General features: G+C 34.7%; 21 protein-coding genes. 10 read left to right on the plus strand and 11 right to left on the minus strand.

What is annotated here, in order from left to right:
- Positions 1-36: 36 nt before the first annotated feature.
- Genes porU through mazG form a run of 4 tightly spaced genes read right to left on the minus strand, consistent with a single transcriptional unit; the run spans position 37 to position 5,401 of the window.
- Entirely contained in the window at positions 37-3,459 is a 3,423-nt protein-coding gene (porU, locus tag MJQ71_RS15650; RefSeq protein WP_238807569.1) for a type IX secretion system sortase PorU, read from the minus strand.
- 15 nt (positions 3,460-3,474) lie between these two features.
- Positions 3,475-4,164, minus strand: coding sequence for a SprT-like domain-containing protein (locus tag MJQ71_RS15655; RefSeq protein ID WP_238807570.1), 690 nt, complete (start codon positions 4,162-4,164; stop codon positions 3,475-3,477).
- Between the two features lie 15 nt (positions 4,165-4,179).
- Entirely contained in the window at positions 4,180-4,587 is a 408-nt protein-coding gene (gene ruvX / locus MJQ71_RS15660) for a Holliday junction resolvase RuvX (protein WP_238807571.1), read from the minus strand.
- 37 nt (positions 4,588-4,624) lie between these two features.
- Positions 4,625-5,401 (minus strand): nucleoside triphosphate pyrophosphohydrolase, encoded by a 777-nt coding sequence (gene mazG, locus MJQ71_RS15665; protein ID WP_238807572.1) that lies wholly within the window; start codon positions 5,399-5,401, stop codon positions 4,625-4,627.
- Between mazG and MJQ71_RS15670 the strand changes: the two genes are divergently transcribed.
- Complete coding sequence (locus MJQ71_RS15670; RefSeq protein ID WP_238807573.1) at positions 5,388-5,528, plus strand: hypothetical protein; 141 nt, start codon at positions 5,388-5,390, stop codon at positions 5,526-5,528. The two genes, mazG and MJQ71_RS15670, sit on opposite strands and share 14 nt — an antisense overlap.
- Positions 5,529-5,568: 40 nt before the next feature.
- Here MJQ71_RS15670 and MJQ71_RS15675 read toward each other — a convergent pair whose 3' ends face one another.
- Entirely contained in the window at positions 5,569-6,237 is a 669-nt protein-coding gene (locus tag MJQ71_RS15675) for a thioredoxin family protein (protein ID WP_238807574.1), read from the minus strand.
- A 91-nt stretch (positions 6,238-6,328) separates the two neighbouring features.
- Positions 6,329-6,805 (minus strand): TlpA disulfide reductase family protein, encoded by a 477-nt coding sequence (locus MJQ71_RS15680; RefSeq protein WP_238807575.1) that lies wholly within the window; start codon positions 6,803-6,805, stop codon positions 6,329-6,331.
- Positions 6,806-6,922: 117 nt separating this feature from the next.
- Here MJQ71_RS15680 and purU point away from each other — a divergent pair, with 117 nt between their 5' ends.
- Positions 6,923-7,777 carry a formyltetrahydrofolate deformylase gene (purU, locus tag MJQ71_RS15685; RefSeq protein WP_238807576.1) on the plus strand — a complete coding sequence of 285 codons (855 nt, stop codon included), beginning with the start codon at positions 6,923-6,925 and terminating at the stop codon, positions 7,775-7,777.
- Between the two features lie 60 nt (positions 7,778-7,837).
- On the opposite strand, the gene MJQ71_RS15690 is transcribed toward purU, so the two are convergent.
- Positions 7,838-9,466, minus strand: a complete 1,629-nt coding sequence (locus MJQ71_RS15690) for an OmpA family protein (protein WP_238807577.1) — start codon at positions 9,464-9,466, stop codon at positions 7,838-7,840.
- Between the two features lie 207 nt (positions 9,467-9,673).
- Here MJQ71_RS15690 and MJQ71_RS15695 point away from each other — a divergent pair, with 207 nt between their 5' ends.
- From MJQ71_RS15695 to nadD, 6 genes are all read left to right on the plus strand, one after another.
- Entirely contained in the window at positions 9,674-10,651 is a 978-nt protein-coding gene (locus MJQ71_RS15695; protein ID WP_238807578.1) for a bifunctional heptose 7-phosphate kinase/heptose 1-phosphate adenyltransferase, read from the plus strand.
- 566 nt (positions 10,652-11,217) lie between these two features.
- Complete coding sequence (gene rsgA, locus MJQ71_RS15700; protein WP_238807863.1) at positions 11,218-12,126, plus strand: ribosome small subunit-dependent GTPase A; 909 nt, start codon at positions 11,218-11,220, stop codon at positions 12,124-12,126.
- A gap of 128 nt (positions 12,127-12,254) precedes the next feature.
- Positions 12,255-12,884, plus strand: coding sequence for a sigma-70 family RNA polymerase sigma factor (locus MJQ71_RS15705; RefSeq protein ID WP_238807579.1), 630 nt, complete (start codon positions 12,255-12,257; stop codon positions 12,882-12,884).
- Positions 12,885-13,096: 212 nt separating this feature from the next.
- A complete protein-coding gene (locus MJQ71_RS15710) occupies positions 13,097-13,363 on the plus strand; it encodes a hypothetical protein (RefSeq protein ID WP_238807580.1) in 267 nt (88 codons plus the stop codon).
- Positions 13,364-13,483: 120 nt separating this feature from the next.
- Complete coding sequence (gmk, locus tag MJQ71_RS15715; protein WP_238807581.1) at positions 13,484-14,086, plus strand: guanylate kinase; 603 nt, start codon at positions 13,484-13,486, stop codon at positions 14,084-14,086.
- Complete coding sequence (nadD, locus tag MJQ71_RS15720; RefSeq protein WP_238807582.1) at positions 14,083-14,655, plus strand: nicotinate (nicotinamide) nucleotide adenylyltransferase; 573 nt, start codon at positions 14,083-14,085, stop codon at positions 14,653-14,655. The genes gmk and nadD overlap by 4 nt, the downstream gene beginning before the upstream one ends.
- Positions 14,656-14,707: 52 nt before the next feature.
- On the opposite strand, the gene MJQ71_RS15725 is transcribed toward nadD, so the two are convergent.
- From MJQ71_RS15725 to MJQ71_RS15740, 4 genes are all read right to left on the minus strand, one after another.
- Entirely contained in the window at positions 14,708-15,625 is a 918-nt protein-coding gene (locus MJQ71_RS15725) for an SDR family oxidoreductase (RefSeq protein ID WP_238807583.1), read from the minus strand.
- Between the two features lie 35 nt (positions 15,626-15,660).
- Positions 15,661-16,362, minus strand: coding sequence for a peptidylprolyl isomerase (locus MJQ71_RS15730; protein WP_238807584.1), 702 nt, complete (start codon positions 16,360-16,362; stop codon positions 15,661-15,663).
- A gap of 113 nt (positions 16,363-16,475) precedes the next feature.
- Positions 16,476-17,021, minus strand: a complete 546-nt coding sequence (idi, locus tag MJQ71_RS15735; RefSeq protein WP_238807585.1) for an isopentenyl-diphosphate Delta-isomerase — start codon at positions 17,019-17,021, stop codon at positions 16,476-16,478.
- Positions 17,022-17,080: 59 nt separating this feature from the next.
- On the minus strand, positions 17,081-18,313 hold the full coding sequence (locus MJQ71_RS15740) for a TlpA disulfide reductase family protein (RefSeq protein WP_238807586.1): 1,233 nt from the start codon (positions 18,311-18,313) through the stop codon (positions 17,081-17,083).
- Between the two features lie 118 nt (positions 18,314-18,431).
- Here MJQ71_RS15740 and rsmH point away from each other — a divergent pair, with 118 nt between their 5' ends.
- Complete coding sequence (gene rsmH / locus MJQ71_RS15745) at positions 18,432-19,346, plus strand: 16S rRNA (cytosine(1402)-N(4))-methyltransferase RsmH (protein ID WP_238807588.1); 915 nt, start codon at positions 18,432-18,434, stop codon at positions 19,344-19,346.
- Between the two features lie 186 nt (positions 19,347-19,532).
- Complete coding sequence (locus tag MJQ71_RS15750; RefSeq protein ID WP_238807589.1) at positions 19,533-19,910, plus strand: FtsL-like putative cell division protein; 378 nt, start codon at positions 19,533-19,535, stop codon at positions 19,908-19,910.
- Positions 19,911-19,983: the final 73 nt, after the last annotated feature.

Genomic DNA, 19,983 nt, shown 5'->3' on the forward strand with positions numbered 1-19,983 from the left:
AAAATTTGCAAGGTCAAATATAACTTATTTTCTTCATTACTTCCAAAAAACCATTTTGCCTGAAAAAGAAGAAGTTGTATTTTCGGATACAGAATAGACCAAAATTTTATAAAAATAAATGCCATTTATCCAATCTTTTGGTTCAATTTTCATGCCAAGGTTTTGCGTTTTATCACATACGTAGCAGGTCTCTTGTTTTTGGAAAACTTGTTTTCCCGAATTGTCAAAAATAGCTAAAGTAAATGTTAAATCTTGATTTTCGGCATTATGTTCAACATAAAAATTTGTTGTGTTTTCGACAGGATTTGGATAATTATACGCCTTTAAAATCTTTAAATTATCGTTTTTCACTATAAAGTTTAACGCTACCTCAGTCGAATTATTATAGGTATCCCAAACTTTTAATTTAACGGTATATCGGCCAGCGGGTAACTTTCCGAGACTATATTTTAACAAACCTTTCGTATAATCATCGGTACTTATAAAGTATTGATTTACAGTTGTTTGTAAAGTGTCATTGAGTGTTAAAATCATTTCGTGGCCAACCCCAGCTTGTGAAATATTAATGCCGTTTTCATCCGAAATTTTTGCTTCAATAATATTATTCTCATCAATTGAAAGCTCAATATTTGGTGCTTTTGTATCGCTTGCAATAAGAAATTCACTACCGCCAATCATTAATTCATTATAACTTCCGGTTGCATCGTTTGTACTATCGGTCGAAACAGCATAAAAATTTACTCGTCCTTTTCCGATTTGATAATTGATATCTTTTGGAACAATAAAATTAACTTTAAAACTTCCATTTTTTACATCAACAACTCCCTCAAAAATTTGATTTCGATAAGTTTCATAGTAAAATTTATTAGTTTTCTGCCCAAGTGTACTTACTTCGGAAGGCTTGTCATAAACAGAGACGAGTATTTTTCCATTGAAGTTGTTTTTTCGTAAACCATTTTCTGAATGAATGATTTCCCCTTCCAGATTAACCTTCGATAATGCTTTTAAAGTTTGTTTTTCTGGGGTGGTGCTGTTAATTTTTGTCAAAATTACTTTTTCAGTTGGATAAGCCAATTTCATGGATGGGTCGCCTAAAAGAGAAAAATTTCTATTAAAAACACCACTAAAAGAGTTATTTTTGGTTATTCTGAAAATATCACCTAATCTGAGAGAAGAATTTTTGTTCGTTTGTGAAAATGCTTGATAAAAAGCATTATTCAATAAAAAATTTGTATTTGAATAAACTGGTCGAGTGGTAGTGAGCAAACCAATTGCTGCCCCTTTTGGACTAAGCATCGCTATCTCCGCTCCAGAAACGTTGCCAGGGTCATCAAAACGCCCAAATGAGCAAGTAGCTGTTAAAAAAAGCGGCATATTATTGAGGTTTCTCCAATTTTGAATTTGTTCTCTGGTTACGATTTTTTCTTCAGTCCAACCGTCTGTTCCACCGTGGCCACTGTAATTTATTATCAATGCACCATCATTAATACTTTTATTGAGGGCTTTATTTGCTTCAGGAGCGATTGCACCATTAGCAGTGGCAATTTGTGGAAATGCATCTAAATAAATTTTGTTTACTAAAATATCTTTAGTGCTTTTTGTCATTATTTCTGAAATATCGTCGGCATCTTGTTGGTGGATATTTGCATCACCATCATCGGCCACAAAGCTTATTTTTCTACGCCAACTTCCTACTGTACGTCTATTTTGGGAATAAAAAATAAGTTTATCAACAACATTTTTCGCTTCATCAATATTTTTGATTGGTAAGCGGCCAACACCGATTTCCATCGTATGATTTCCTGTATTATTTTCAAGCCAATCGCCTTCGTTTTCTTCAAAAAAACCAAAATAATCATCCGATGCGTAGCTATTTACTGGATTTAAAGATTCACGACTTTCATAGGTTGGAATCATCAAATGAGTATCAATAGAGGCGTACTGAATGAGGTTTTTGTAATCGAAACTAGCATCAGCAAAGAGGAGTAAATACTTTAATTTTGCTGGTTTTTTTTGCCATAAAAAACGCCCAAAATCTCGGATAGCAGTTGGGTCAGGATTTCCTGAAGAGAACTCATTATAAATTTCCTGAATATCAACAACAGCAACGTCTAGACTATCATTTTTTCTACGAAAATCAGCTAATCTTTCTGCTTGCTCTTGCCATGTTCTTACGGTAACTATCAGCAGGTCAGGCGTTTGTGTTTGTTTAAGGTTTTGATTGTTAATTTTCTGAATAGAAAGAGGCTCAAGTAAATTATTGGACGAAAACAATATAAATGATTTGAGCTTCGATTGGGTTTCAATACCAAAATTTGCTACTAAATTATTGGTTTGATATGGAATATTATCTGGAGAAAGAGGATTGGTAATATCCCAAATTTTTTGTGTAGAATTTGCTTGGCTTACAATAAAATTAGATGTTTTTGCAGCTAAACTTTCAATCGAACGAACAATTGTTTGCTGCTCATAAAATTGCAATTTTCGTTTGAACTGAAACGCAAAAAAATTAAGATACGCAACCGAAGAACTTAGTTTGTTTTTATCAAAACTAAAAGTCAATTTTTGGGTATTTTTTCCATTAGAAATGGCAGTAAAAACCTGTGTATTTATTGAGCCTTTGATATCATAAGTTCCGCTACCAATTGCAGGAAGATTTTGTTCGCCAATGAGTGAATCAGAATTTAATTTTAGGCTAATTTTAGTCGAAGTAAACGCTGCACCCAAAACAGACGAAGTAAGCTTGATAGTAGAGTTTGGAACAATACCATCAGTTTTTAAATCAAAATTGATTTCGGGACTAATTCCAAAGGATTCACCGTACCATTCTCGACCAGAACCGCCTAAATCTCGGCCACCCAGACTTACTACATTTCGTTGGTCAAGTTCATGAAAAAAGAAGTCGTCAAAACTATCAATATTGTTGTTGGAATTAACTAATGTTTGATTTTTTACTCTTAAACCTTTAGTTTCAGCAATAGAAAGAAAATAAAATGTAGTATCAGAATATGGATTGTTTTGGTGTGTAAATAGTTGACTATCAGATTTGAAGCTGATTTTGTGAGGACTTTCGGCAAAAAAAAGTAAGAAGTCAGATTGGTCAAATTTAGCGTCGTTTTCACCAATAATTTCAATTGGGTTTTCTGTCAAATCTTGAAAACGAATACTATTATTAGGTTGGGGTAAAATGCCGCCACCGTTGCCAAAAATCCGTAAGTTTTGTGGATTAATTTTTGAAATATCTATGCCAATATTTTTCAGAAAATTTGCATCAATTTTATGAATTCCAGTTTGAGTTGTAGCAATTTTGTACCAATCGCCGTTCGCTAAAACAGAGGATTGAGCTTTGCTAAAAAATGGAGAGAATACACAAAAAGTAAAAATAGCTAATGCAATTTTTGGCAATTGACTAGAAAACGAAGCCAAATTTAGGTAATATGTCAACCCAGTTTTTTTCAAGATAAAAAATTTAAATTATAAAGGATTTACTCTTGCAGTTGCTAAAATTGTATATCGTTTTTTTGATTTTTTTTCTAAACACAAAATCCTCGTTCGACGTTTTTCTATTTTCTGAAAAATCGTCCCTCTAAACTCAAACCATTGATTATCAGCAATATCTAAAAGAGAAATGCCTAAATCATCACCGCTATCAAAGCTTCTAAGAGCTTCCGATAAAGGTGCATAACTGACCGAAGAAGCAGCAGGATTTGACATGTATGCTTGTAATGGAAAAAGCAATTTTTCTGGAAAAACATCAGTGTTGAGCATTGGTGTCATTAAATCTTGAAAGCATTTTTTCCATTCTTTGCCGTGTGGTTCAATTTTTCTTCGACCACGCCCTAACCAAGCTCGCTGATGAGCAATTTCGTGAATGTAAGTTACCAAAAAAGCATATTCATTGAGATCATGGTTGATGGTGATTTTGTGTTGCTCATCACGAAAAGTATAATTCCCAAAACAACTACTGCGAGTACGTGAAATTTTAAACGAAAAAGGCTGTTCGTTCCATAACTTAATACAATAAGCGACTGAATTTTGAGGAAGATGTTTGGTTAAAACTTCATTCATCTTCTTGATTGTCAGCGAATCAGGCAAGATTTTTTGCGGCTGAATTGGCTTATCTTCTACAATTTTCTGAACTTTATTGAGTAAACTTTTGAGCATAAAATACGACCAAATCTATAATTCCATGAAACTTTGTAAAATAATAACCGCACTAATTTTATCAATATTTCCTTTCACTTGACGGTCTTTTTTTTTCATTCCGCCAGCAATCATCGTTTGCACAGCCATTTTAGAAGTAAAACGCTCATCGTGCAAATGAATAGGTATTTCGGGGAAAATATTTTTCAATTCAACTACAAACCGTTCTACATAGGCCGTGCCATCGGTAGTTGTACCATCAAGGTTTTTAGGCATTCCAACCACAAAAGCTTCAACAACTTCGGTTTGGGTATATTTTTTTAAATAATCCAACAATTTATCTGTCGGCACAGTTTCGAGAGCCGATGCAATAATTTTTGAAGGGTCGGTTACGGCCAATCCTGTTCGTTTAGCACCGTAGTCAATAGCGAGTATTCTTGGCAAAATATTTTAAGTTTAGTTATATTCAAATGCTAGAAAATTACAATTTTTTAGCTTCTTCCCAAAAAACATCCATTTCTGCTAAAGTCATATCTTTAAGGCTTTTATTGGCTTGTTTGGCTTTTTCTTCAAGATATTGAAAACGTTTGATAAATTTTTTATTGGTTCGCTCCAAAGCTGTTTCAGGATTTATATCAATAAAACGAGCATAATTGACGAGCGAAAACAGCAAATCTCCAAATTCGCCTTCAGCTTTGTCTTTGTCGATGGCTTTGTCGTTTTCAACGTCAAACATCTCCTTGAACTCACCCATTTCTTCTTCAACTTTCGCCCAAACTTGACTTTTTTCTTCCCAGTCAAAACCAACACCTCGAGCTTTTTCTTGCACTCGCATCGCTTTCACTAATGCGGGCAAAGATTGCGGAACACCACCCAAAACCGATTTGTTTCCTTCTTTTAGTTTTAATTGTTCCCAATTACGTTTTACTTCTTCTTCGGTTTCGGCAATTACATCGCCATAGATATGTGGGTGGCGAGAAACCAATTTATCACAAATACCATGAAGTACATCGGCTACATCGAATTCGCCAGTTTCGGAAGCGATTTTTGAATAAAATACCAAATGAAGCATAATATCACCCAATTCTTTTTTGATTTCGGGCAAATCTTTTTCCAAAATCGCATCCGAAAGTTCATACGTTTCTTCAATTGTCAAATGGCGAAGCGTATCCATCGTTTGTTTTTTATCCCAAGGGCATTGCTCACGGAGTTCGTCCATGATAGTTAATAATCTATCAAAAGCCATGAGTTTCTCCATTCGTTGCGGAGGAAAAATTGGGGGAAGTTTGTTGCTCATAAAACCAATAAATGATGAAATCTTGAATGTTCAGACAAAGTTCGTCAATAAAAAAGAAAAAGCCACCTGTTTTGCAGATGGCACTTAAAAATTTATTAGCTTTTTGACTTAACTATGAGCGAAACAATTTAGTTTTTCCATTTGATGGCACAACCAACGGCTTTAGTGAAAGTTGTGACAATGGGTTTTCCAACCAAAAGGTTATTTACGGCATCTTCGACGTAGCGTTTTGTAACCCCTGAAGGGTCTTGAGCGTTATCGTCGATTGCTCCGATGTAACTAACGACGATTTTACCAGCGTCTTTTTTCAAAACATATACCTGTGGCGTTCGCATTGCTCCAAACATTTTTGAAACATTTTGGGTATCATCAGCTAGGTACGGATACGGATAATTTTTTTCTTTGGCACGTGCCTGCATGTTTGCGAACGAATCTTCTTCATACGCTTCAGGGTCATTTGGATTAATCGTAATTACTGGGAAACCTTGAGTTTCATATTTTCTATCTAGGGCAATCACACGGTCTTCATAAGATTTTGAAAAAGGACAATGATTTGAAGTAAAAACTACAATAAAACCTTTAGCAGAAGGAAAATCGGCTAAGGAAACTATTTTCCCGTCAACATTTTTCAGTTTAAAATCTACAACAACATCGCCAAGTACATATCCTAAAGTACCATTTTTTGTATTATTTGGGGTTTCGGTCAATTCTGCTGCATTCGCTTTTTTAAATAAGTAAGTCGAAAACAGACCTCCTACAACCAACATTACTACTACGACTAAAAATTGCTTCTTCATTTTGCTTAAATTTAAGTTTTACTCAACCTTTATTTTAAAATAAAAAAGGTATTTTGAGTTGATGGACTAACGTATATAAAACATTTATATTTCAAAAAAAGTGCCGAATTTTTTCACTAAGCATCTGATAGTCAAATGATTGTTCGTAAAACTCTTTTTGTTGACCTTTGATTATTAACGTAGCAGGAATCGCTCCTGACCATTGCGGACTTACTTTGTCAATCCAACTATTATAGTCAGGTTCATCAATTAAAAAAACTTGTGAAGCTATTTGATGTTCTTCGACGAATCTTTTTACAGCATCTAAATCTCGTTTAAAATCAAGACTAATAAAAATAACCGATACGTTATTTAGACGAAAATCATTTGCTAAAGTCTCAAAAATGGGCATTTCTGCCACGCAAGGTTTGCACCAAGAAGCCCAAAAATTAAACACATAAATTCCATCACCTTTTTGCATCAATTTTTCCAAATCTTGAAATTTAATAACTTCAATTGATTTTTGGGCAAAAGATGTATAATTGACTGATAAAAAGATAATTATGGAAAATGTTATGAGTAATTTCACAATTCTTTTTTAGAAGTATTACGTAAATTTATTTTTAAAATCCGTAATTCGCAATCTTAAACGATAATTAAAACAAAACCATGCAGCCGTAGCACGGTTAGCAAGTACATATTAACAATGACAAAACATATTCTTTTAATGGATGGGCCAGATGCAAAAGGGCTTATTTTTCATGTAACAAGCGTACTTTATAGAAACGAATGTAATATTATTTCTCAAGATGAATATGTTAGTCCAGCGGTTGGTTTGACGGAAGGTCAGTTTTTTATGCGAACTGAATTTGAATCGCCTGATAAGCTTGACCCACAAAAGGTGTTAAAAGATTTACGTGAAGCCATTGCATCGCCCGAAATAAATTTGCGTATCAATCCAAAAAAGAAAAAAGATGTTGTGATATTAGCAACAAAAGAGCATCATTGCTTATCAGATTTACTTATTCGCTATAATTTTGATGAACTTGATGCAAATATTTTGGCAGTTGTGAGTAATTATAATACGCTTCAACCCTTTGTGAGCAAATTTGGAATACCGTTTCATTATATTACGCACGAACATAAAACTCGTGAAGAACACGAAGATGCCATCTTGCGGACATTAGAGATTTATCAGCCTGAATATTTAGTTTTAGCAAAATATATGCGTATTCTTTCGCCTGAATTTGTATCGCATTATCCAAACAAAACGGTTAATATTCATCATTCGTTTTTACCCGCTTTTATAGGAGCAAATCCGTACCGACAAGCGTATGAAAGAGGTGTAAAAATTATCGGAGCAACAGCACATTTTGTTAATAATAATTTAGATGAAGGGCCAATTATTGCTCAAAATGTAAAAGAAGTTGACCATCGTTATATGGCAACGGATATGGCTCGTGAAGGAAAAGAAGTAGAAAAATCGGTGTTAACGCAAGCCTTAAAGCTGGTTTTCAATGACAGGGTTTTTATTTATGGAAATCGTACGGTTGTGCTTTAAGTACTCAAAACAGAGCTATAATTAGCACAATTATGGCTCTGTTAATAAAATGAAAGTTTTCTAATTTTTCAAAATCACAAATTCTACTCTACGGTTTTGAGCTTTGCCTTCTTCAGTATCATTGCTTGCAATTGGGCGAGTTTCACCAAAACCAATACTTGTAACCCTATTACTTGGAAGTTTCTTTGAAAGTAAATAAGAGCGTACGGATTCGGCACGGTCTTGTGAAAGTTTTAAGTTGCTTTCATTCGACCCAACGTTATCGGTATGTCCTTGAATTTCAATGACCAAATTACCATTTTCTTTTAATGTTTCAGCAATTCTATCTAATTCTGGGAAAGACTCTGAGCGTAAAGTTGCTTTGGCGTATTCAAAGAAAATATTGTTAAGTGGTACTTTTTCTCCTGCTTTTATAGGCACAAGTTTCAGTTCATCGTTGCTAATTTCTTTAAATTCTTTTATTTCTGTCAAGTCGATATTTTTACCAATAGCGATAAAATCTTTTGCAACAGCTCGGTAAGAGTATTTCGAGCCATAAGGTAAAACGATTTTGTATTCACCAGTCGATGGATTGGTGTAAGCTTCTCCAACTTCTTCTCCGTCGGGAAGGGTTTGATAAATAATTTTTGCTTCAATCGGTCGGCCTGTTTTTCCATCAATTACTTTTCCGCTAATCATCACAACTGGTGTTGGAGTTGTTGAGTTTTTATCAATTGGACTTTTGCCTTCGCTTAAACTTCTTTGCTCTTCCATTCTGGTGTTTGATGTTTGTACACCTGCTACGGTCGGTTCAACTTTTTTCTCTTCACGTAGCTTAAAACGCACCAAATCACCTTTACCAACAGAATTTTTCTTGGTACTCATATAAGCGTATTCACCCGAAGCTGAAATTGTATAAGAAAGTTCATTGGCATCGCTGTTTACTTTTTCACCCATATTTATTGGTTTCGACCATTTTCTCCAACTTCTATCCATGCGTTTTGAAACCCAAATATCAGTACCACCCAAACCACCTTTTCGGCTGGACGCAAAGTATAAAGTGTAATTATCTGAAGCCAAAAAAGGTGTAGTTTCGGTATCATCAGTATTTAGGTCTGCACCTAAATTTTCGGGTTTAGTCCATTGGCCATCTTTTCCCAAAAAACACACGTAAAGGTCATCTTCTTTGCTATTTCTTTTTTCGCTGAAAGCCAAAATCAAAGTTTTCCCATCATTCGACAAGCAAGCAGTAAGAAACTGTCCTTTACAAAAATCGTTGAATTTAGGAATATTTACTTTTTGCGGCTCCGACCAACCCGTTTTGGTTTTTTTTGACATTGAAATTCCTGCTTCATTTTCACGTCGTCCTGCATTATATACTCCCGAAATCAAAATTGTATTTCCATCAGGTGTGATACTAAAAAGGTCATTATATTGGTCTTTATTAATACTATTGGGCATTCGACGAGCAATTGACCATAAACCATTTCTAAATTCCGAATACCAAACATCTTGACTACCTTTTGCCCCAAAAGTATTAGAAGGGTGGCTCACTCGCCCAAAATATAGCGTATTTCCATCAGGAGAAATGACAGGATTTACTTCGTTAAATTCAGTATTTAGTGCCGAGCCGAGTTGTTCTAACGTTTGGGCAGATGAAAAGAAAATGCTTATAATAAAAGTAGTGATTAATAGGATAGTCTTGTGCATAATGTGTTTTTAGTTTTTAGAGACGATTGGGCAAATCTTCCCACAAATAACGCAATCTCCGAGCCAAAATGTATGAATTTTGAAAAAAATCATTCTAAAATCCTTAGTTTTGCAATGTTATTCAAAATTAACAACTAATTCCCATTAACTTAATTTTAAGATTTTGAGTGAAATACTCAATAAAATCAAAATTCCAAAACAGATTTAATGCAAGCAAACCAAATTTTTGATGCCTTTGATAAGCTCCGTGTGTTAATTGTGGGCGATGTCATGATTGATTCATATATATTCGGAAAAGTAGAGCGTATTTCGCCCGAGGCCCCAATTCCTGTCGTAAATGTAAAGCGTAAAGAAATTCGTTTGGGTGGTGCAGGAAATGTAGCCATGAATATAAAATCGCTTGGAGCAACGCCTATTTTATGCTCAGTTGTCGGGGATGATTCGGAAGGCAAAGATTTAATCAATTTATTGGCTGAAAATCAATTACCAACCGACGGAATTATTCGTAGCAAAGCTCGTATCACAACTGTAAAACAACGAGTTTTGGCTGGCTCGCAGCATGTTGTTAGAATTGATTCTGAAATGGATGGTGCAATCAATGCCGATGAGCGTTCGCAATTAATTGTTAAAGCAAAATCTTTGGCAGAATCGTGCGATGTTATTATTTTTGAAGATTACGACAAAGGTGCTTTAGATGCCGAAAGTATAAAGCAAATTGTTGATTTTGCTAAAACAAAAGGGATTCCTACGATTGTTGACCCTAAAAAACGAAATTTCTTGCATTATCAAGGAACAGATATTTTCAAACCTAATCTGAAAGAACTAAAAGAAGGGTTAAAAATTGATTTTGACGCAAAAAATCTAGATGAAATAAAAGCAGCAGTGGCTTCGGCTAAAAACACTTTAGGTGTAAATGGTGTTTTTCTAACGTTATCAGAAAATGGTGTTTTTATTGATTTTGCAGGCGAAACACACCATATTCCTGCTCATTTACGCAGTATTACTGATGTTTCGGGTGCAGGTGACACCGTGGTAAGTATTGCTGCGATGTGTTTGGCTTTAAAGCTTTCTCCAAAAACCATTGCAGAAATTTCAAACTTAGGCGGAGGGCTCGTTTGCGAATATGTTGGCGTAGTTCCGATTGAAAAAGAAAAGCTAAAACGAGAGTTTCAAAAACATTTTTAGCATAAAAAAAGCACCTAACATTTTCAATATTCTTAAAGAAATGTGTGGTGCTAAAAACTCAGAATGTCGGCAAATTGAAGGCCGTTCAGGCTACAATCCATTTGACTGAATTATTTTGTTGATGGCTTGAAAGGAAAAGATAGTTTGCCTTTTTTATTTAAAGAATAAACTACAACTCCTAGAGCCACAGCAGCTAATCCGAATAATACTCCTTTTTTCATTGTCGTATGATGTTTAAAGTGTTTCTTTGGTGTTTTTGAACAACTAAATAACGAAAAATTACTAAAAATTGTTGCAACAAACACTTAAAAAATGCTTAAAAATTTATTTTACGGTAATTATTCTTTTTTTTGTTACTTAAGCAAGTTGTTGATACAATAAGACGAGAAATAATTGTGCCAAATTGTTGTTTTATTTGAAAAAATATAACAATTCAAATAAAAATTGTTAAAACTGATTAAAAGGATGCTTTTTTGTAGAAAAAAACTACTTTAAGCCTATTTTAAGTTTAAAAGATTGTTCACGATAAATACTGTCAAATTTTGAGCCAAAACATTGGATTAGTCATGCGTTCGACGGGTTCTTGGTACGATGTTCGTTCCAATGAAGGAACTATTATGCAATGTCGGTTAAAAGGGAAGTTTAAAATAAAAGGCTTGAAAGTAACCAATCCGATTGCTGTTGGCGACAGAGTGGTATATGAAATGGAAGATGAAGTTCGTAATGCAGGTATCATTAGTGATATTTTGCCACGAGAAAACTACATCATTCGCCAATCGGTTCACAAAACGGCACACGGACATTTACTAGCTACCAATCTCGACCAAGCCGTATTGATAGCTACGCTAGATTTTCCACGTACCTCATTGGGTTTTATTGACCGTTTTTTGGTTGCGGCCGAGTCTTTCAGAATTCCAACGGTGTTGATTTTTAATAAATTAGATTTACTGAATGACGAGCAGATTAGTTATCAACACGAATTGACCGAATTATACGAAAGTCTTAACTATAAATGTATCTTTACATCGGCCATTGATGGCACTGGCGTACAAGACTTTTTTAATATTTTGAAAGGAAAAGTTTCGTTATTGTCAGGACATTCGGGTGTTGGAAAATCTACATTGGTCAATGCCATTGCTCCAGATTTAGATTTACGAACCTCGCAAGTTTCTACATTTGCCAATAAGGGTGTTCATACAACTACTTTTGCAGAAATGTTTGAGATTGCTCACGAAACATTTATTATTGATTCACCAGGAATCAAAGAATTAGGTTTGGCGGATATTGAAAAAGAAGAAATAGGACATTATTTTCCCGAAATACTAGAACTGATGAACGAATGCCGTTTTCATAATTGTTTGCATCTTGATGAACCCAATTGTGCGGTCAAAGAAGCAGTTATGGAAGGGAAAATAGCACAAAGTCGCTACTTTAGCTATTTAAGTATGATGGACGGAGGTGATAATCGAAAGTAATTTCAGCCGTTTTTCTTTCCCTTTCATCCTCAAAAATTGAGGTTTTACATAAATATCATTTTTGAAAAATATTTATTCGTGTTCTTTTGTTAAAAATCGTAATTTTGCCCGACTATAATTAAAAGTCTATGGAAGAAGAAGAAATTGTAGAAGTAGAAGCACGGTACTCCGAAAAAGAAAAATACGCAGTTTTTGATAAAGAGTTTATGCCACACATAGACTCCATGTACAACTTTGCCTTTCGCCTCACAAATGATGAAGATGACGCCAATGATTTGGTGCAAGATACATATTTGAAAGCATTTCGATTTATCAATTCATTTGAACGAGGAACTAATGCAAAAGCGTGGTTGTTTAGAATTCTGAAAAACAGTTTCATCAACGATTACCGCAAGAAAAGTAAAGAACCTTCAAAGGTCGATTACCATGACGTTGAGACAACCTACAATTCGACAGAAGATGCCGAAATGGATGCCACAACCGACTTGCGAACCGAAACTGTACAAGATATGATTGGCGACGAAGTTGCCAATGCTCTCAATAGTTTGCCAGTAGATTTCAGAACAGTAATTATTTTGTGCGATATTGAAGGTTTTACGTATGAAGAAATGGCAAAGATTTTAGATATTCCAATCGGAACTGTTCGGTCGAGATTGCACCGTGCAAGAAATCTTTTGAAAGAAAAATTGAAAGGTTATGCTTCGTCAATGGGTTATAAAACCCAAGAGTTAGAAGGAGAAGAGGAAGATTTTTTGTAGATATGACAACACAAATGAACAAATATTAAAAGTTTACTGTTGTCAATTTGTTAAAACGCATGATTAAGTAAATTATTTATCAAAATAATTTGTGCTTAAAAAGCGAGATTTCAAAAGAAAATACTTTAGCACCACTAAGTGGACAAAATAAAATTACTGTTCCTATAATTATTAAATCAATGAAGTACCAGTGTGAAAATCATCAGAAGTGCATGAAAATGATACAGGCTGTTCTTGACGGCTCTGCATCTGCTGAGGAAGTAGAACACTTCAAACAAAACATGGATGCTTGTATGCCATGTATTGAAACCTACAAATTAGAAAAAAGCGTCAAAGAAGCGATGCAGATGAAAGTTGAGAAGAAATGCTGCCCACAATCTACAATCGTTGATATTAGAGCAAAAATTGGCTTGGCACTAGTACTTTTAGGATTTATATTTATCGAAGTAAAATTATATCATATATTGTTTAGTTGTTGATTTTAGTATCTTTGCAAAAATATTCGGCCGTCAAATTTTAAATTTGATGGCTTTTTTAATACTTTAAAAACAGTTATGGTTCTTGATTAACAAATTATCAAACCACTAACTAATCTTCCAATGAAAGGCAAAGCAATTATTTTTTGTGCCCCTTCTGGCTCGGGCAAAACCACTATTGTCAAACATTTAATTGGCAAATATACTAATCTCGGATTTTCGATTTCGGCTTGTACGCGTGATAAACGTGGACGCAACGAAGAAAATGGAAAAGATTATTATTTTCTTGATATCCATGATTTCAAAGAAAGAATTGACCGTGAAGAGTTTGTGGAATGGCAAGAGGTTTATCCAGGGGCTTACTATGGAACATTAAAAACTGAAATTCAACGACTTTGGGATGCAGGTAAAAATGTAATTTTTGATGTGGATGTGAAAGGTGGAATGAACCTCAAAAAATATTTTGGTGATGATGCTTTGGCAATTTACGTAAAAGTGCCATCAATGGAAGAGTTGGAGCGACGTTTGCGTTCGAGAGGAACGGACGATGAAGATAGTATTTCACGACGCATCTATAAAATGAAGTTTGAAATGGAATTTCAGAATAAATTTGATGTCATTTTGCTGAATGACGATATCGAACATTCTTGGCAAAAAGCAGAAGAATTATACGAGAAATTTACTCAAAATGAATTAATAATTACACAAAAACCTTTAGAAGTGTGAAAATTGGTTTGCTTTTTGGCTCATTTAACCCAATTCATGTTGGTCATTTGATTATCGCCAATACAATGGCCAATTGCACCGATTTGGAGCAAGTTTGGTTTATTGTTTCGCCGCAAAATCCATTCAAGAAAAACAAAAGTTTATTGCATGAATTTGACCGTTTGACAATGGTCGAAAAAGCAATTTCGGATAATTATAAACTAAAAGCGAGCGACATTGAGTTTTCGATGCCAAAACCGAGTTATACTATTGATACACTCACGAAATTGACGGAGCGTTATCCAAATCATGAGTTTAAACTCATTATGGGAGAAGATAATTTGGTTCAGTTTGAGAATTGGAAAAACTATGATAAGATTTTAGAATATTACGAATTATACGTTTATCCACGACCTAATACGGCTGAACATAATTTCAAGAATCACCCAAAAGTAAAATTTGTAGAAGCTCCATTGCTTGATATTTCTGCAACATTTATCCGAAATTCAATCAAAGCAGGAAAACCCATTCGCTATATGGTTTCAGATGTGGTTGATGAATATATTCGTTGGAAGAAATTTTATTTATAAAAAAGGTCGAGTTTTCAAACTCGACCTTTTTATTTTATTCGTCACAATTTGACTATTTTTTTATCTGCTTTGCTAAAACCTCAATTCCTTCCATAAAGCTAGCAGGCTCATAACCAAGTACTTCATTAGATTTTGTAAGGTCAAAACCAGTTCTTGGTGGGCGTTTTGCTGGTTGTGAGAACGTTGTAGAATCGGCTTGGGAAATCAACGATTTATCAAGATTGAAATAATCGGCTGTCATTATGGCCATTTCGTAAGGAGTTAAGAAATCCTTACCCGAAATATTAAAAATACCTTCGGCTTCTTTTTCAGCAATTAATGCACAACCTTTTGCCAGATCTTCAGCGAGCGTTGGTGTACGCCATTGGTCAGTTACAACTTTGATATTTTTTCCATCTTCTAGCGATTTTTTCACCCACAAAATAATATTAGTGCGGCTCATATCGTGGGCAATTCCGTAAACCAACACCGTACGTGCAATTCCCCAACGGATGTTGCTATTTATCACAAGTTTTTCGGCGGCATATTTACTCCAACCATAAAAACTGATTGGATTGGCTTCTGCATCTTCTTTGTATGGCCCTGATTTTCCATCAAAAATAAAATCAGTTGAAAGGTGCAACAAAAAACAATCAATTTTTGAACAAGCTTCAATTAAATATTCAACAGCATGTACATTTTGTGACCAACAAGCATCTTTTTCGCTTTCGCATTGGTCAACATTGGTCATGGCGGCCGTATGTATAATCACATTTGGTTTTATACTTGCAACAACATTTTGCACTTCTTCACGGTTGGTAATATCCATTGATTGATACACATAACCATCTGTTATCGGCAAGCGATTTTGCCCACGAGCTGTTGCTACAATTGTATTTTGTGGTTCGCCATTGGTTGTTGTTTGTGTTAATAACTCGACGAGTTTTTGGCCCAGCAAGCCATTTGACCCTGTGATTAGAATAGTTTTCATTAGAAAAGTGTTTTGTTTAAAAAAGACAAGAAGCTTTACACATATTTATAGCCAAATTGCTTTGTAATCTTCTTCTTTCGCATTTTTTTGACGGTCATGCTCATTTTTATGTCGGACTTTGGTCGGTCGGCAGCATCTTTTGGCTGCTTGGCAATTTCATCAATTACTTGAATATTATCAATTATCTCGCCAAAAACTGTATAATTATTGTCTAATCGTGGCGTTCCACCCAAAATCATGTAATCGGCTCGTTGTTGGGTTGTGTAATTCATTGAATTTCGTTGAGAAACTGCTGTAATTTCATCGTCGGAGAGCTTTTTGCCTTGAACAATATAAAACTGGCAAGCACTAGATTTTTTTTCTGGATTACCATCACGAGCAGCGGCCAAAGCCCCTTTTTTATGAACATGATTAGGCTTGAACTCAAATGGTATTCGTTCTAAATTTCCACCTCCATTACCGAGTCTTTCGTTAGGTTTGGCATTTTTTGAGTTTGGGTCGCCACCTTGAATCATAAAGCCATCAATGATGCGATGAAAAAGTAGGCTATCGTAAAATTTTTGATTGACGAGTTTTACAAAATTGGCCTTATGCAGTGGCGTATCATCGAACAACACGAGGTGCATTGTTCCGAAATTTGTCTTTAATGTAACTAAATAATCTTTTTTAGTTTTCTTTTGTGCAAAAGATAAAGTGCTGATGAGCAGGATAATAATAAGGAGTTTGTGCTTTTTCATTGCGGTTTTAAGCGATGGAGTAAGCACAAAAATACAATAATTATTTGTAGATAATTAAGCGATTTGACAACTTTTAATCGTGTGGAAGAATGAAAAAAATGTCAAATCTGCTCCTAAACTAAAATTAAATTGGAAGACATATAAGTCAAAAATGCTGAACTTTTCAATATTTCTCTGAACCAAAAAGTGTAATTTTCTGGGTATTGAGCAACATTTTCTAATAAATCATCGAGCATAATCCATTTATAATCAGCTACTTCTTCTGGATTTACGGTAAAATTATCGTTATAATTGCCAATAAAAACATGGTCTATTTCGCTTTCAACCAATCCATTAGCAAATTCAGTACGATACTGAAATTTATAAAGAAACTCAAGTGAAGTATCGAAACCCATTTCTTCCCCCAAACGACGATGGGCAGCTTTACTAATTTCTTCATTGGCATTCGGGTGACCACAACAAGTATTTGTCCAAAGGTCGCCCGAATGATATTTATGAGAAGTTCGTTGATGAATCAATAGTTCGTTATTGTCGTTGAAGACCAAAATTGAAAATGCACGATGCAGCAAGCCACGTTGGTGAACCATGAGTTTTTCACCAATTCCGATTTCCTCGTCATTTTCATTGACCAATATTATGTCAGTCGTGCTGAAAGTCATATTTTGCTTAAAATTATTGCCTAGAATAAATATAAAACCTTCAAAACATAAAAAATGTTTTATTCGGCTAATAATTTATCGACTAAAAGATTAAAATCATTTACGAAATCATCGTAATATTTGCCAGTTCCTGGGCCAGAAAAGCCTGTGTGAATTTCACGAACTTGCCCCTTTTTATCAATAAAAATAGTTGTTGGAAAGCCCAAAACGTGGTTAAGCATTGGCAATGTTTTTGACGCTTCGGCTTTGTCGTTTGTTCCTCCCAAAAGCACTTCATAATCAATTCCAAAGCGTTCTTTTAATCGCTTTATTTTTGGAAAAGCAAAAGCTGGGTCGGTACTTTTTTCATAGGCCAAACCTATAATTTCTACGCCTTTTTGCTTGTTTTTGGCGTACCAAGGAGCTAAAAACTTACTTTCGTCCATACAATTTGGACACCACGAACCCATTATTTGTGCAATGACAACTTTACCTTTGTAGCGTTCATCGGTCAAGGAAATTTTCTTGCCATTTTCATTTGGGAAAGAAAAAGCTATCGTTTTATAGCCATCTTTTAGATAAGTCAATGTTTTTTCGTCAGGAAGTTTGGCATTTTCATCTTTTACACCTTCCCAAGTTTCAAGACTTTTTAAGCCAGACCAAAATTCTCCGCCAGTGAGCTTATCTCCTTCGATTTTGGCTTTAAATAAAAACAAGTGCGTACCATCGAAACATGAAAGTTTTAAAGAATCTTCAATAATATTACCTGATAAATAACGATAATCGCCAGTTGTTGTCAGGAAAGTGCCAGTTACTTCATTGCCTTTGGTGTTGAATAAACCTACGGAAACGGTCGAATCCTTTTTATCTTCCGAAACAAACAATACGTTGTATTTACTTGATAAAGAAGTTGTTGTAGTTTCGTTTTTCTGAATAAAACGGTAATTTTTGCCAAATTCTGCTGAGAAATTCCCTTTCAAAAAACTAAAATCAGAACGCATTTTTTTCCAATAACCATTTAGTTTTTCTCCTTCCACATGAGCAACGATTTCGGCATCAAAAACTTCCATCGGAATATGCAACGAATCATCTTTGATGAAAGCTTTATCCATCTTTAGTTTTTCTTCGCCATTCAAAATAACTACTGAATATGCATCACCATCGTGCTGAATATCAAAATTAAATGGCAAATCTCCGCCCGCTGTTGGAATTATGGCTCGCCAAATGCCAGTTTTGGGTTCGGTTATTTTTTTACAAGCATTAAGAACAAAAACTGATAAGATGATGAGTAAGGTTTTTGTAGATGATTTCATAAGATTTTCTTTGGTTGTTGATGTGCAAAAAACTATCGACCGAAGGCTATTGGCCATTGTCTATTTATTTTTTACTACTTTTGCAATTTATTGAACATTGTAAATATAGAAAAAGTTTATGTCTGTTTATCACACGCCCGTTATGCTCAAAGAATGTTTGGATGGTCTGAATATCAAACCCGATGGCATTTATGTGGATGTCACTTTTGGCGGCGGTGGACATTCACGAGCTATTTTAGAGCAACTTACTACGGGAAAATTATACGCTTTTGACCAAGATGCAGATGCGAAAGCTCAATCAAAATTAATTGACAATAAAAATTTTACTTTTATTGATGCAAATTTCAGAAGTATTAAACAATATCTTCGCTTATTTGGCGTAAAAAAAGTTGATGGAATTTTGGCTGATTTAGGTATTTCTTCACACCAGATAGATACACCTGAAAGAGGATTTTCAACCCGATTTGATGCTGATTTGGATATGCGAATGAATCAAAATGCTCCAATTTCGGCAAAAAATATTGTCAATGAATATTCAATCGACGAATTGCATAAGATTTTGGGAATGTACGGCGAAATAAAAAATGCAAAAACCGCTGCCCAAACAATTTATACGGCAAGACTCAACAGAAAAATCGAAACCATCAATGATTTGAAGGGGATTTTGCAAAAACTTGCTCCTCGTGGCAAAGAAAATAAGTATTTCGCCCAAGTTTTTCAAGCATTACGAATTGTAGTAAATGAAGAAATGGCTGTTTTAGAAGATTTTCTTCAACAAACGCCCGAAGTGCTTGCTCCCGAAGGACGATTGGTGGTAATGGCTTATCATTCGCTTGAAGACCGTTTGGTGAAAAACTTTATTAGGAGTGGAAAATTTAGCGGAGAAGTAGAGAAAGACCTTTTTGGAAATGATATAAAACCATTAGAATCAATTATCAGAAAAGCAATTGAGGCATCGCCAGAAGAAGTAGAGCAAAACCCTCGTGCCAGAAGTGCAAAATTAAGAATTGCGGTGCCTGTTGCCGTAAAATAAATTTAGCAAGAATGTCGATTTTATTTCAACGTAATTTATAAATTTGTCTTGTAATTTATTGAAAATGTTGAATAAGAGCAGATGCTGTTTCATTTCGGTTTTTTCTGAATAAGAAAGGTAGCTCCAAAAAACAAATTCAATAAAAACAAACGTGCTTTAATAATAAACCTATAAACTCATACTGGAATGGCAACGAATACTTTTCGGGACCGTCCTGAGCCTGCTATGCCTAAAACTCCTCGCAAAGCAGGTATCTTTGACCGCCTTAATACTTGGCTTACCAATCGATTAGAACTTGGAGATGAACTTCCAACCGAAACCCTAAAAAGAATTATTTGGGTAGGGTTTTTAGGTATTTTCTACATTTATGTGCAGCATAATTACGAAGGTTTTATCAAAAAAATCGACAAAGCTCGCAATGAAATGGAAGAAAAACGTGCTGCTTACATTTCACAAAAGTCGAGGTATATGTTTGCTAGCAAACAATCGGAAATAGCCAAAAAACTAACCGAAAATGGCTTGGAAGAAAATATTACACCGCCAACAAAAATTGTGGTGAAATAAAATCTTTGCGATGTATTTTATACATCCTGTTACCTCATTTGTATTTATTTTTCTCAAAAATGCCTTACAGCCA

The organism is Emticicia aquatica (assembly GCF_923079645.1).
GTDB classification, from domain to species: Bacteria; Bacteroidota; Bacteroidia; order Cytophagales; family Spirosomataceae; genus Emticicia; species Emticicia aquatica.